The organism is Sphingomonas desiccabilis (genome assembly GCF_004135605.1).
Lineage (GTDB): Bacteria > Pseudomonadota > Alphaproteobacteria > Sphingomonadales > Sphingomonadaceae > Sphingomonas > Sphingomonas desiccabilis.
In genome coordinates, this window is the sequence record NZ_SDPT01000002.1 from 624,331 (window position 1) to 638,614 (window position 14,284).

The following is a 14,284-nucleotide window of genomic DNA, read 5'->3' on the forward strand; positions in this document are numbered from 1 at the left end:
CGGGTGGCGCGACTTTGCCCGACGCTCAAGATGCTCGACGACTGGATCGCCAAGTAGCTAGCCGCACGGTGCCGTTCTCCTCGAGCCGCGGACCGAAGCAATGGACCGACAGTCCATCGACAAGAATCTCGCGTTGAGCCATCGCAACTTCGAAGAAAGACTCAATTGCTATCGAGCAAGATGGCGGGCTGGACTAAACCAATAGAGCTAAGCCACATTGCTTCGACTACTAAGACCAAGGGGGAACAGGGGTGGCCACAAGTCCGATCATGCAGGAGGACGAGGCCCCAACGTCCGTCTTCCAGAGCGATCTGCCTATCGACGAGAAGCTGGACCGGGCCCGCACCGAACTCCTAGACCTGTCGGCCCGCAACCGGCTGCTGAACATGCCTCGTTCCTCAAAGGGAGCCAAGGCGATCGAGGTCGTCGACGAGCGCAGCACAGAGGTATTCCGGCTCCTCGTCGCTGAGACGCGACCGTTCACATTCCTTGCCGGCAAGGCGGCGCCCGCTGGAGAACAGGCGGACAGCGATGCTCCGGTGGACGAAGTCGACGAGATCGCCGATCTCGCCCAGCCGGAGGACGATGTCGCGGACGACCGGGGCGTCTTCTCGCGCCATGCCGACACGCGGCTGCAGACAAGGCTCAGGCCCAAGGGCCTGCAGAAGAGGCTGCTCGAACTCTATTTCGACGCCCGCACCCTGGAGGAGGAGCAGGGTGTCAACATCCTCTACCTGACCCTTGGCGCGCTGAAGTGGATCGATCCGAACAACGCGGCCAACGTGCGGTTCGCCCCGCTGGTCCTCGTCCCGGCGCAACTGGAGCGAGGCAACGCCGGCGAGAAGTTCAAATTGAGGATGCGTCAGGAGGACTATGCCTCCAACCTGTCGCTCGAGGCCTTCCTCGACCGCGTTCACGGCATCAGGCTGCCCGCGTTCGAGGTGGGGGACGCCTTCGATCCCGCCGCGTACTTCGCCGAGGTCGCCGAGGCAGTTTCCGCGAAGCCGGGATGGGAGGTCCAGCCGGACGTGATCGTCCTCGGCTTCTTCTCGTTCGCCAAGTTCCTCATGTACCGCGATCTCGATCCCCAGACCTGGCCACAGGGCGGCAGGATCACCGATCGCGTCCTCGTGCGCGGCCTCCTCTCCGATGGGTTCTCCGGCGCAGACGGGATGATCCCCGAGGACGCGAACATCGACCCCTTCATCCCGCCCGCCGAGATGCTCCACATCGTCGACAGCGACAGTTCGCAGGCGCTGGCGGTGCACGAGGTCCGGCGCGGTCGCGACGTAGTGATCCAGGGACCGCCGGGGACCGGCAAGAGCCAGACGATCGCCAACATCGTCGCCTCGGCCGTCGCCGACGGGAAGACCGTGCTCTTCGTCGCCGAGAAGATGGCCGCGCTCGAGGTGGTCAAGCGGCGGCTGGACGCCACCGGTGTGGGCGATGCCTGCCTGGAACTGCATAGCAACAAGGCCAACAAAAAGGCGCTTCTGGAGGAGCTGCGGCGCACCTGGGAGCTCGGCGCTCCCAAGCACCGGGATCCGGGAAGCCTCCACGCACGGCTCACGGCCGCGCGGGACCAGCTCAACGACCACGCCCGGCGGATGCACCAGCCACACGCCGCATCCGGCCTGACGCCGTTTCAGGTGGTCGGGCAGCTCAGCCGCCTGAGGCTCGACGGCGAGAAGCCGAACGACATCGCGCTTCCAGGTGCGCCGACCTGGTCCGCAGACGACTTCGCCGAACGGCACGGCGTGGTTGGCGAGCTCGCCGAGCGCATCGACGTGATCGGCCGACCGGCGGAGCACGCTTGGCGCGGCGTGGGGCTGTCGTCCGTCCTTCCCACGGATGCCGAGCGCCTTGAGACCCGTGTTACGTCGCTCGTCGACCGCCTGGCCGCCTTCAGAAGCGCGCAGGCGGCGCTCGCTTCGTCGCTGGAACTGCCGGCGCCGCAGTCATTCGGCGAGCTGCCTCCCTTGCTGTCCCTAGCCGCACGCGTCGCGGGCTCGCCCGACATCGATGACATCGCCATGGCCGATCCCACCTGGGAGAGCGGCGTGGACGGCATCGAGCGTCTGATCGCCACGGGTCAGCGCCATTCCTACCTGACGCAGCAACTGGCAGGCGCCGTTGCGGAGACGGGCTGGGATACGGACCTCACGGAGGCGCTCGCCGCACTCGCTGCACTGCCATCGGCCTTTGCGCCCGATGACTTCCGCCGTATGGAGGCGCTCGCGGCCCTCCTCCCCCGTCTGCAGGCGGAGGCTCAAGCGCTCGCCCGGGTGACGGGTCGTGACGCGCCCACCACGCTCGAAGGCATCCGACGGCTCGCTGCCATCGCGGAGCGCGTCGCGAACGCCCCCGAGGCGGATGCAGAGGCTTTCGCCGACGAGGTGTGGAGCTCGGGCGTGGAACGCGCATCGGACGTGGTCGACGCCGTTGCCGCATGTGAACGCGCCTCGTCCACGACGGCCGGGCGCATCACCGGGGCCGCGTGGGACCTCGACCTCTCTGGTGCACGCGCGACGCTGGCGTCCCACGGCGAAGGATTCTTCCGCTTTCTGAGCGGTGAGTGGCGGCGCGCGAACGCACTCGTCCGATCGGTCCTGACCAATCCCGGCACCCGGCTCGCGGAGACGCTTGAGCTTCTCGACGCGCTCGCCGCCGGTCAGGCCGCGAAGCGGTCGATCGAACAGGAGGACGCGTTCTCGCGATCGGCGTTCGGAAGCGAATGGCGTGGCGTCCGGTCCGCATCCTCCCCGCTGCTCGGGGTGGTCGAGTGGATGCGATCACTGCGCGGGCTCGGGGCCGAGCCGCGCCTCATCGCCGCCTCACGACCGGACCGATCCGAGGTGGGGACGCGCGGGAAGCGCACCGCCGACCTCGCGGAGCAGGCACGTGAGCCGATTGAACGGCTATGGTCCGCCCTCGGCGAGGCACAGGCGCTGGCGTTCGGGGACGCCCTTGCCCCGGGTCGGTCCGACCTCCTCGCGCTGCTCACCTTCGTCGCGCGCATCCGTTCCGCCGACGCGACCGCCGCGGAAGCCTTCATCGAGGTGACGGCCGATCTCGACGTCCGCCGGAGGCGGCTTGCGGACCTGGACGAGCATCAGCGCAAGGCGTCGATGCTGCGCGACCAGCACGATCTCGGCGTGGCCACGTTCGGAGGCTCGTGGCACGGCACCTCGTCGGACTGGCGCGTCCTCCGGGCGGCGGCGGACTGGATCCTCGCGAACGGCGACATACGACTGCTGTGCAGCCGCATCGTCGCACGCCGGGAGCCGGCCCAGGCGGCGGAAGGCATCCGCATCGAGGCGGTCGCGCTCGAAGCCGAGTTGCAGGCCATCGCCGAACAGCTGCGTCTCGACATGGCGGCCTCCTTCGGGTCGGATGCGTTCTCCGGCATGCCGCTGGAGAGCGTCGTCGCTCACCTCGACCGGTGGCGCACGTCCGGCGAGAAGCTGTTCCAGTGGACCGCATACCGCGACCGCGCCGAACGTGCGTCCGCGCTTGGCTGCGAGGATGTGGTCCGCCGTCTGGCCGACGGCCGGCTCACCACGGAGGGCGCGGTCCCCGCGTTCGAGATGGCGTATTATGAGGCGGTATACGCCGACCAGATCCGTATTGACCCCGATCTGGGCACCTTCGACGGAACGCTCCACGGCCGTCTGGCCCGTGAGTTCGCCGACATGGACCGCCAGCGAATCTCCACCGCGAGCTTCGAGGTTGTACGCGCGCACCACCAGAAGGTCCCCGCCCGGGACGGCGGCTCGGTCGGCCCGCTCGGCGTGCTCAGGGCGGAGATCGCGCGGAAGCGCGGCCACATGCCCATCCGCAAGCTGATGGAGAAGGCCGCTCCCGCCATCCAGGCGCTCAAGCCCGTCTTCATGATGAGCCCCCTCTCGGTGGCGCAGTTCCTCAGTCCCGGCGTCTTCGACTTCGACCTGCTCGTCATGGACGAGGCCAGCCAGATCCAGCCGGTCGACGCCCTTGGCGCGGTCGCGCGTGCTAAGCAGGTCGTCGTGGTGGGCGATCCCAAGCAGCTACCACCCACCGCGTTCTTCTCGAAGATGACCGGCGGCGCCGACGAACAGGACGACGACGCCGGGACACGCGTCGCGGACATCGAGAGCATTCTCGGCCTGTTCACCGCGCGCGGGCTGCCGATGCGGATGTTGCGGTGGCACTACCGGAGCAAGCACCAGTCACTGATCGCGGTCAGCAATCGCCAGTTCTACGAGAACAAGCTCTTCATCGTTCCGAGTCCCTACACCGCCGAGGCGGGGATGGGCCTGCGCTTCCATCGCGTCCCTCAGGGCGTCTTCGACGCAGGCGGGACGCGGACGAACCAGGTCGAGGCCAGGATCGTCGCGCAGGCCATCGTCGCACACGCCCGTGAGCACCCGGAGCTCTCGCTTGGGGTGGCCGCGTTCTCCGCCGCCCAGCGGCGCGCGATCATGGACCAGCTCGAACTGCTCCGGCGTGGGCTGCCGCCGGAGGTGGAAGCGTTTTTCCAGTCGCACCCGGCCGAGCCGTTCTTCGTCAAGAACCTGGAGAACGTCCAAGGCGACGAGCGCGACGTCATCTTCATCTCGGTCGGCTACGGCCCTCCCGTCCCGGGCGGCAAGGTCCCGATGCGCTTCGGCCCACTCGGGACCGATGGCGGCGAGCGGCGGCTGAACGTGCTGATCAGCCGTGCCAAGCAGCGCTGTGAGGTGTTCGCGTCCATGTCGGACGAGGACATCGACCCCGACTTCGCGGCAACGCGCAAGGGCGTCCTGGCCTTCAAGCTCTTTCTCCACTTCGCCCGGACGGGGCGGATGACGATGGCCGAGAGCACCGGCCGCGACCATGACAGCGTCTTCGAGGAGCAGGTCGCCAAGGCGCTGCAGGCGCGTGGCTACCAGGTGCACCGGCAGGTCGGCCTTGCCGGCTTTTTCATCGACCTCGCCGTGTCGGACGCCGACCGCCCCGGCCGCTACCTGCTCGGCATCGAGTGCGACGGCGCCTCCTATCACGACGCGCGCTCCGCCCGTGACCGGGACCGGCTGCGCCAGTCGGTGCTGGAGAGCCACGGCTGGACGATCCACCGGATCTGGAGCACCGACTGGTTCCAGCGACCGAAGGAGCAGATCGACCTGGTCGTGGCGCGCATCGAGGCAGCGAAGGCCGAGCACGACGCCGAGGCGCAGGGCGCCTCGGCCCGACGCCGGAGCCATGTCGAGATCGTGACCGTCGAGCGGGAAGGCTTCACGGAGGTGGGGCTTGCCGAGGCGGAAGCACCCCCCGCCACTGCCGCCTATGAAGAGGCGCTGGTCGAACGCCCTCGGCATCTCGTCTGCGAACTGCACGATGCGCCACGTGGCGCGCTCTCCGCACTGGCTGAGGAGGTCGTCGGTATCGAGGGGCCGGTCCACGTCTGCGAGGTCGTCAACCGCATCCGGGACGCCTGGGGCCTCAAGCGTGCCGGGGCCCGCATCCAGGACGCCGTCGAGAAGGCGATCGAGGTCTCCGTGCGGGAGGGAAGGCTCGCCGAGGATGGCGACTTCCTCACCGTGCCGGGCAGGACGCCGCGCGTGCGCGACCGCAGCGACGTCCGCTCGCCGTCGCTGCGAAAGCCCGACAGCCTTCCACCTGCGGAACTGGAGGTGGCGATCCTGTCGGTGGTGCGGGAGAATTACGGCGCGACCGACGATCAGGTGGTGCAGGCAGCCGCCCGCGCAGTCGGATTCAAGGCCACTAGCGGGCAGCTGCGCGAACTGCTCGCCGAGGTCATCGCCGACGCAGTCGCGGCCGAGCGGCTGACGCGCCGCAACGGTATGCTCGTCGTCGGGGCAGCGGCCCCAGATGGGGCGAAGCGTCCAACGAGCCCGTTGTCGCAGCTCATCGCGGCAGGGGAGAGCGAGAGCCTCGAGTTCAAGGAGACGCTCCGGTGGGACATCGCCACGAACAGCGCGAACAAGAAGCTGGAGGACGTGGTCGTGAAGACCATCGCCGGCTTCGCCAACGCACAGGGCGGCACGCTCCTGGTCGGGGTCGCCGACGACGGCACGGCCAAGGGACTTGAGCGCGACTACCTCTGCCTCGGCGGCAACCGCGATAAGCTGGAGCTGCACCTGACCAACCTGCTCGGCAAGCACTTCGGGACTGCCTTCCGAGTCGCGCAGATCGGGATATCCTTCCCCCAGCACGAGGACGTCGAGGTCTGCCGGATCGAGGTCCGGCCCGCGAGCGAGGCAAAGTTCGTCTCGCTGGCGGATCGCGGAGGCACCGTTGCGGAGCGCTTCTTCGTGCGCTCAGGGAATTCCACCCAGGAACTTACTCCCAGCCAGATGCACCTCTATGTGGGTCAGCGCTTCCGCAGATCGACGTGAACGGGTTTGGCGAGGCATCGCGCATTAGGTTCCAGTTAACGGCCGCGTTGACGAGCTTCGCCAGCGTTTTTGTCAGCCCAATGTCGATGCAGGTGAAAATCGTGATCTAGCGCTGGATCGGGCACGGCAGCCGAGTGGGCTGGACTTTCCCGAGCGATCGCAAATCAACAAGCGGCAGGTTCTGAGCATCCGGAGGTGGCGCGTGAATGGCGGGTTTTGGGTCCGTGTTACGCTTGGCGAGCCGGGTCCGTGAGCGGCTGGTCCAGGGTGACGGTGTCGTCCGCATCGTCGAGCACTGCATCCAGGTCGCGCACGATCATCCGCTGAACGCGCGGCCGCTGGCCATGCGTGTTCATGGCACGCAACCGATCAGCGACTTCCGCATCGGCCTTGGTCGCACGCTCGTTGTGACGGACATTTTCGGTCCAAGTCGGAGTGTGATAGCGCTCGATCCACACCTCGGGCATTTCCAGGTCGCGTAAGAGCGACCAGTGCCGCGCCCCGTCGCGCCGCCGGACGCGCCGCCGCTCGACCATAAGGGTCAGAGACTCGGGCAGCCGCTCCTCGTCGATATGGTATTCGATGGTCGTCACCACGGGCCCGCTGCGTGCCTCAATTGGAAAGGCGAGCCTTGGCTCCCGCCATCGGCCGAGCGGCTCCAGGTCGAGCTTCTGGGCCGCGGGCAACGGGAACCGAAAACCTATCGCCAAGCAGGCAAGCGACACGCCCGCCGCGGTCAGTAGGGCGATGTCGACCCCCGCGCGCTCGGTTACGTTGCCCCACAGCCAGCTTCCAAGCGCCATGCCGCCGAACGCCGACATCTGATAAAGTGCAAGTGTGCGTCCGACGACCCAGCGGGGCGACGCCATCTGAACGGTGACGTTGAAGGTGGAGAGCGCCAGCACCCAGCCGGCCCCGCCCACGAACAACGCGACCATGGTGAGCGCAACCGAGGCGCTGAGGGCGGTGGCAGCAGACGCCGTCGCCAGCGCCAGCAGCGCCGACCGCACGAACCCCTCTGTCGACAGCCGCTGGCGCAGGCCGCTGGAGTAATAAGCACCCACCACCGCGCCGACCCCAAACGCACCGAGCAGCAGGCCGAAGGTCAGTGGGCCGCCCACCAGCAGGTCGCGCGCGCCCAGCGGCATCAGCGCGGGGACGGCGCTCGCTCCCAGTCCGAACACCAGACTGCGCGCGAGCACTGTCATGATGGCGGGCGACAAAGCGACGTAGCGCACGCCCGCGCTCATCGCGCGCACGAGCGTCTCGCGCTGCAATCCCTCTCGTCGCTTGGGTGAGCGCCACCGGGCGAGGACCACGAGCAGGCCCAGGTAGCTGAGCGCGTTGACCGCAAAGGCGGCGGCCGCGCCAAAGGCGGCAACGATCAAACCGCCCACCGCCGGCCCGGTGCTCCGCGCGACGTTGAACCCCATGCTGTTGAGCGCCACTGCCGAGGGCAAGTCGTCGCGGGGAACCATGTCCCCGACTGAGGCTTGCCAAGCTGGACCGTTGAGTGCCGCGCCGGTGCCGATCAGGAAGGTGAAGGCGAGCAGCAACCAGGGGGGCAGCGCGTCGAACCAGGCGGCCAGCGACAGCGCCACGGACACGAAGAGCATGAAGGCCTGCGCCACCAGCATCAACCGGCGGCGATCAAAAGTATCGGCGAGCGCTCCAGCCAGTAGCGAGAACAGCATGATGGGCAACGTGGTCGAGGTCTGGACGAGACTGATCAGGGTCGCCGATGCGCCCAGCGACACCATCAGCCACGACGCGCCCACCGACTGAATCAGCCCACCGAACCGCGACAGGAGGTTGGCGAACCAGACGTCGCGAAAAATGGGGTGCCGGAAGGGCCTTAGCGGTGAAGTATCGGCAGGCCTGTTGCCGTCTTCCGTCGTGCTCCATCCGCCTGCCAACGCCGCCTCCCACTCTTCGAGCGAAACGCCCTCAGCGAAGTCCATGAACGTGCGGGCACCCATCGAGTGCCCGATGCCTCCAATCGGCCATGCCACTTCCTTGCGACAGGCAGGGATCAGCCATTCTTCCTCTCGATCTGGGTTCCGCTCGCTTCAGGTGCGGGATCGCGGGTGCTGATCGTGCCGGCTCACTCCATTGCCGCGCGATCGGGCGGCACGCATTCGGCACCGGCCTTTAGACAAAGTAGACGGTTCGCCGCCATGATGGGACAATGGCGCGTTTAATCGTCCGATTGAAACAGCTCCGGCGGTCCGATGACCAGATCACGGCCCAGGTTCGGGCGGTGCTGGTGGAGTCGCTCTACGCCTCTCGTCAGTCGCTGATCATCGGTGCGCTGACCAGCACCGCGATCGCCGCCGTCGTGTCTAGCACCAGCAAGGACGCTTGGCTGATCGTCTGCGCGATCCTGATCGGGCTGGTCGGCTTCGTGCGCATCGTGGATGCGGTACGCCTGCACCGGCAGGAACTGGCGGAGGGTCCGCGGGGACCCGGGACGGCCGGGCGGCATGAACTGTTCTACCGGCTGGGAGCGCTGAGCTACTCCGGGCTGCTCGGGCTGTTCGGCCTGCTGACGCTCATCCGCACCGACGATGGCGTACTGCAGCTGCTCTCGGTCACGACCGCGATCGGCTATGCGGCGGGGATCGCGGGCCGGAACGCCGGACGGCCGTGGATCGCGCTGTCGCAGCTCTGTTGCGCGTCCCTGCCGCTGGCCCTGGGGCTGTTGATCGCGGCCGAGCCGTTGAAGGTGGTGCTGGCTGTCGTGATCGTGCTGTTCGTAGTCGCGATGATGGACATCACCTTGCAGACCTATGGAGCGATCCTGAGAGCCACCGTGGCATCCCATGAAAAAGCAGCTCTGGCCGAGCACCATGCCGCGATGGCGCGACGCGACGACCTGACGGGTGTCGCCAACCGAACGGCCTTCCGCGAGGAGTTCGAGGCGCGGCTGCGGGCGCTAGGCTCCGGCGAAGGCAAGCTCGCCCTCCATTGGCTGGATCTGGACCGGTTCAAGGAAGTGAACGACTCGTTCGGCCATCTGGCGGGCAATGCGCTGCTGGTCGCGGTGGCGCAGCGCTTGCGGGAGCAGTTCGGTGCGCCGTGCGTGGTGGCCCGGCTGGGGGGCGACGAATTCGCGATCGTGTGTGCGGTCGGGGACGACCGCGAGGCGGTCGCGATCGGCTACGCCGTCCTGGATCTGGTGAAACAGACGGTCGCCCACGACGGTCACACCCTTCGGACCAGCGCATCGATCGGCGTGGCGATCGCGCCCCAGGACGGGCGCGACGCCGACACGCTGCTGAGGAACGCCGATCTCGCTCTCTACCGCGCCAAAGAGAGCGGGGGCGGCCAGTTTTCCTTCTACGAGCCGGAAATGGACGAGAAGATCGAGCGGCGTCGTCAGCTGGGCGCGGAACTGCACGGTGCGTTGGAGCGCGGCGAATTCCAGCTGGTGTTCCAGCCGATCTTCCGCCTCGCGGACGAGCGGATCACTTCGTGTGAGGTGCTGCTGCGGTGGACCAACCGCCGGTTCGGGGCGGTCTCCCCTGCCGAGTTCATTCCGATTGCGGAGGACAGCGGCCAGATCGTCGAGATCGGCAGCTGGGTGCTGTTCCAGGCGTGCCAGGCGGCGCGCGACTGGCCGGCCGGGATCAGCATCGCCGTCAACCTCTCTCCCATCCAGCTGCGTTCCGCGAACCTCCCCGCGGTGGTGGCGCGCGCGCTCGATCAGAGCGGCCTGCCGGCGGGCCGCCTCCAGCTGGAAGTGACCGAGTCCGTCCTGCTGGAGGACGTCGACGCCTCGATCGCTGCGCTGGAGGCGCTCAATCGGATCGGCGTCTGCACCACCCTGGACGATTTCGGCACGGGCTATTCTTCGCTGAGCTATCTGACCCGCTTTCCGTTCCAGACGATCAAGATCGACCGGTCGTTCATCTCCGATCTGGACCGCAGCCCGGCCTCGATCGCGATCGTCCAGACGGTGGTGGACCTGGCGGCCAAGCTGGGGATGCGCACGGTCGCGGAAGGGATCGAGACGGAGGCGCAGCTGGCCCAGCTCCGCCGCACCCGCTGCGATGCCGTGCAGGGCTATCTGCTGGCCAAGCCGATGCCGGCGAACATGGTCGGGGCCATGCTCGCCGGCGATGCGCTCGAGACTAGCCCGGACGCCTGAACGTCCAGGCGATCAGGCGGGAGCCTTCTCGAGCAGACGGGTCTGCGCCGTGATCAGGCGGCGCATCCGCTTGAGGTCGCCCTCCGTCAGCCGCACCGCGGCATCGGCCCAGAGCTCGACGACCGCTTCCAACTCGGCGAGCGGGAGCGGGTTGATGGCGCGGGACGCCTCGTAGATCGCGCAGTGCGCGGTGTGGCGGCGCCGGTTCTGGCGGATATAGTCTTCCACCACCCGCCGTCCTTCGCCGGGCTCGGCGAGCGCGTGTACCAGGCCCAATTCGTAGAGCGCCTCTGCACTGTAGGTCTGGCCGCTCAGGATCATCTGCTCCGCCCGTGCGGCACCCAGCCGACGGGACAGGAAGCAATGGGCGCCCATCCCGGGAAAGAGGCCGAACAGCGTTTCGGGCAGGCCAAAGTTCGTGCCCCGCTCGGCGATCACCACGTTGAACGAGAGCAGCGCCTCGAAGCCGCCGCCCAGCGCGTCCCCCTCGACCAGCCCGATCGTGACGATCGGCAGGTCCAGGCCGAGCATGTTGCGATGGAGGATGCGCACACACGCACGGCCGTAGCGCGCCAGGGCATCGCGATCGTGCGCACGGATATGCTGGGAGAACAGATCCAGGTCTCCGCCCAGCGAGAACACGCCGGGGAAGCGCGAGCCCAGCACCAGATAGCGGATGGGTGTGGTCCCGCTGGTGCAGGCGCGGACGATGTCGTCCTGCCATTGCGTGAACTCGCGAAGCAGATCCGGGTTGAAGCTCGGCCGAACCCGCGGGCACATATAGGTCCAGAGCGTGTCGAGTTCCGGATCGAAGTCGACGTCCAGCTGCTCGAACTGGAATGGCGGGCGACCGAAGTCGTCGCTCGCGCCTAGTCGATGTGCTTGTGGTGCCCATTCGTTATTGACGCCCAGCTCGAAACGGGGGTGGTTGATCGTCATTGTGCTTGCCTCATGCTGCACAGCAATCTTGCTGCGTGCGCAGAATAGGTCCGCAATGGTGATGATCCGATCGGCACCAACGCGCAGGATCTGAACCTTCTGTTAAGGATAGTTGGTTAGGAAGGGAGTCGCGATGCACCGGGGGGTGCACAGGTTGCAGGCCTTTGTATGAGTGCACGATCCGGCTTCGGGTGCGAACTGCCCCGGTGGTCCTTGACGCGGTGGCTGGTGGAGCCAGGGGAGGACATCCCCGACAGCATGCGCAGGACGCTGCTGCACAGCCTCTATGCGAGCCTGCCGATCTTCGCGGGCGGGGTGCTGAACACCGTCGCGGTCTCGGCGCTGGTCGCCGCCCGGATGCACACGACGGCTGCCTATATCTGGGTCGCGCTGGAGGTGCTCCTGGCGGCGGCGCGGCTGCCGGCGCTGGTGCTTGGACGCAAGGCGATCGCAGAGGGGCGGCGGGGTCCCACCGACGTCTACATCCTGCTCGCCGTGCTGTGGGCGGCGAGCGTGGGCTATGGCACCTTCATGTGCGTCGCGAGCGGGGACTGGGTCGCCGCGGCGCTGGCCTGTCTCTCGGCGGCGGCGATGGTGGGCGGCATCTGCTTTCGCAACTTCGGCGCGCCGCGCCTGGTGGCGGTGATGATCGGGCTGAGCCTTGGGCCTTGCGCGATCGCTGCAGCATTCTCGGGCCAGCCGGTGCTGCTGCTCGTCATGTTCCAGATCCCGTTCTACCTCATCAGCATGAGCGCGGCCGCCTTCCAGCTCAACCGCCTGCTGGTCCGCACCATGCGTGCGGAGATGATCAACGACCACCACGCCCGACACGACCCGCTCACCGGCCTCCTCAATCGCGGCGGACTGGCCCGATGGGCAGCGGAGCAGGCGGGGCGCGGCAATGGCTCGCTTGCCGTTTTCTACCTCGACCTCGACTGGTTCAAGAGCATCAACGACACGATGGGTCACAAGGCAGGGGACACGGTGCTGGTCGGCGTCGCCGAGCGCCTCCAGCAGCTCGCAGTGGGGCGGGGGCAGGTGGCGCGTCTGGGCGGCGACGAGTTCGTTCTGGTGGCGGACGATCTCGATCGCGATGGCGCAGACGCGCTGAAGGAGCGGATGTGTGCCGCGATTGCCGACCGCGCCTATCTCGTGGAGGGGCGGCAGGTACATGTGGGCGCCAGTGTCGGCGTGGCCCGTTCGGAGGAGCACGGCGACGATCTGGCGATCTTGCTGGAGGTCGCGGACCTGGCTCTCCACGACGCCAAATCGAACGGACGTGTCGCATCCGGGACGTCCCGCGTGCGCGACGGCGGACCGGTCGCGTTTCGCGACACCGGGCCGAGCTTTGCGGCGCCGCGGGTGAATTAGTCAGCCGAGCAGCAGGATCGTCTGCGCCGCGTGCGTCCATTCTTCACTGCCCAAGCACCCAATCTCCCGGTGTCGCGTTACCGATCCGAGCGACATCGAGGAGCGATCATGGCAGACACCGACAAAAAAGACCCCTCGAGAAAGCCCGCGGCGCTGCTCGGCCTCTACATCGTGATCGCCTTTCTGGTCGCGATCACCGCGGTCTACTTTGCCTTCGGCTGGGGTGAAGGCGACAACACGGCGGAGGTCCAGCAGATCGGGCAGTAGCGGAAGCCGGGCGCTGTGGTGCGGGGCGGGAAAAATTCCCGGACAAGCTTCTGTGAAGCTTGAACTTTCCGGTCGCGTTTCCATATCGCTTTCACTGTTCAACAACGGAAAGGAGGTGGTCGAATGTCTCATTGTCACATGCCGCTCAACGCGGATCGGATGAGCAATGCCTCCACCCTGGAGGTTCGCTGCCTCTGAGTCCGCCGCCACGCGGCTGACAATGGAAGGGTCGCCCCGGAAACGGGGCGGCCCTTTGTCGTTTGGAACAGGTGCGCCTCGTCGGCGCCGATATGGGTGGTGACGCTGGAGGGCTGCGTCTATCTAGACTGCCGATGGAGCCATGTCGTCGTCCTTTGCGGGCAGGGCAGGCGGATCTTTCAAGTCGGGACACGTGCATGATCGAACGGCATCTCTTGAAGCTGCGTGCGCGTGACTCCCTGAGCGCCGAGGAAGAGCGGGCGATCCGATCCGCCATCGGGGAAGTCCGGGACCATCAGGCTGGCCGCACCATCATCCGCGCCAACGTGGAACTGAGCGAGTCCACGCTCCTGCTCGATGGGCTCCTTTCCCGGTACAAGGATCTGCGCAACGGTCAGCGCCAGGTGACGGAACTGCACGTACCCGGCGACTTCGCCGACCTGCACAGCTTCACGCTCAAGCGCCTCGACCATGATATCATGACGCTGACCCCATGCCGCGTCGCGACCATGTCGCACGAAAACCTGAAACGCATCACCGAAGAACATCCGCACCTGACCCGCGTCTACTGGTTCGGGACCAACCTCGACGCCGCGATCCACCGGGAATGGGAGGTCTCGCTCGGCCGCCGCACGGCGATCGCGCGCATGGCCAATCTGTTTTCCGAGCTGCATGTTCGCCTGGGAATCGTCGGCTTGACGGAGGGGAATAGCTACCGGCTCGACCTCACCCAGCTGGAGCTTTCCGAGTGCCTGGGCCTGACGTCGGTCCATGTGAACCGGGTACTGCGCGACCTGCGCGAACAGGGCGCCGTCGAATTCCGAAGCGGGCGCGTGATGATCCACGACCTCCCCCTGCTGCACCGGATCGCGGAGTTCGATCCGGGCTATCTCTATCTTGAGCAGCGATCCCGCTAGGCCGCTGGCGGGCTGCGCCGGCGCGGTGCGGCTCGCCTGTTCAAGGTGCGGAAACCGGGGCGAAT

General features: G+C 67.2%; 7 protein-coding genes. 5 read left to right on the top strand and 2 right to left on the bottom strand.

The window, feature by feature from the left end:
* Positions 1-251 precede the first annotated feature (251 nt).
* Entirely contained in the window at positions 252-6,377 is a 6,126-nt protein-coding gene (locus EO081_RS11140) for a DUF3320 domain-containing protein (protein WP_165284604.1), read from the top strand.
* 227 nt (positions 6,378-6,604) lie between these two features.
* Here EO081_RS11140 and EO081_RS11145 read toward each other — a convergent pair whose 3' ends face one another.
* Positions 6,605-8,356, bottom strand: coding sequence for an MFS transporter (locus EO081_RS11145; RefSeq protein ID WP_240697640.1), 1,752 nt, complete (start codon positions 8,354-8,356; stop codon positions 6,605-6,607).
* 209 nt (positions 8,357-8,565) lie between these two features.
* Between EO081_RS11145 and EO081_RS11150 the strand changes: the two genes are divergently transcribed.
* A complete protein-coding gene (locus tag EO081_RS11150; RefSeq protein WP_129341988.1) occupies positions 8,566-10,527 on the top strand; it encodes a putative bifunctional diguanylate cyclase/phosphodiesterase in 1,962 nt (653 codons plus the stop codon).
* Positions 10,528-10,539: 12 nt separating this feature from the next.
* Here the strand turns inward: EO081_RS11150 and EO081_RS11155 are convergent, their stop codons facing one another.
* Positions 10,540-11,466 carry a crotonase/enoyl-CoA hydratase family protein gene (locus EO081_RS11155; RefSeq protein WP_129341989.1) on the bottom strand — a complete coding sequence of 309 codons (927 nt, stop codon included), beginning with the start codon at positions 11,464-11,466 and terminating at the stop codon, positions 10,540-10,542.
* A 258-nt stretch (positions 11,467-11,724) separates the two neighbouring features.
* Between EO081_RS11155 and EO081_RS11160 the strand changes: the two genes are divergently transcribed.
* The 3 genes from EO081_RS11160 to EO081_RS11165 all read left to right on the top strand — a co-directional run bounded on the left by EO081_RS11160 (position 11,725) and on the right by EO081_RS11165 (position 14,219).
* Positions 11,725-12,837 carry a GGDEF domain-containing protein gene (locus tag EO081_RS11160; RefSeq protein ID WP_206364374.1) on the top strand — a complete coding sequence of 371 codons (1,113 nt, stop codon included), beginning with the start codon at positions 11,725-11,727 and terminating at the stop codon, positions 12,835-12,837.
* 108 nt (positions 12,838-12,945) lie between these two features.
* Positions 12,946-13,104 carry a hypothetical protein gene (locus EO081_RS16865; RefSeq protein ID WP_165284606.1) on the top strand — a complete coding sequence of 53 codons (159 nt, stop codon included), beginning with the start codon at positions 12,946-12,948 and terminating at the stop codon, positions 13,102-13,104.
* A gap of 269 nt (positions 13,105-13,373) precedes the next feature.
* A complete protein-coding gene (locus EO081_RS11165; protein WP_311721257.1) occupies positions 13,374-14,219 on the top strand; it encodes a Crp/Fnr family transcriptional regulator in 846 nt (281 codons plus the stop codon).
* Positions 14,220-14,284: the final 65 nt, after the last annotated feature.

Excerpts from the sequence above, each read along its gene's own strand:
- EO081_RS11150 (WP_129341988.1), top strand. The coding sequence starts at position 8,566 with ATGGCGCGTTTAATCGTCCGATTGAAACAGCTCCGGCGGTCCGATGAC.
- EO081_RS11160 (WP_206364374.1), top strand. The coding sequence starts at position 11,725 with ATGCGCAGGACGCTGCTGCACAGCCTCTATGCGAGCCTGCCGATCTTC.
- EO081_RS11155 (WP_129341989.1), bottom strand. The coding sequence starts at position 11,466 with ATGACGATCAACCACCCCCGTTTCGAGCTGGGCGTCAATAACGAATGG.
- EO081_RS11145 (WP_240697640.1), bottom strand. The coding sequence starts at position 8,356 with ATGGGTGCCCGCACGTTCATGGACTTCGCTGAGGGCGTTTCGCTCGAA.
- EO081_RS16865 (WP_165284606.1), top strand. The coding sequence starts at position 12,946 with ATGGCAGACACCGACAAAAAAGACCCCTCGAGAAAGCCCGCGGCGCTG.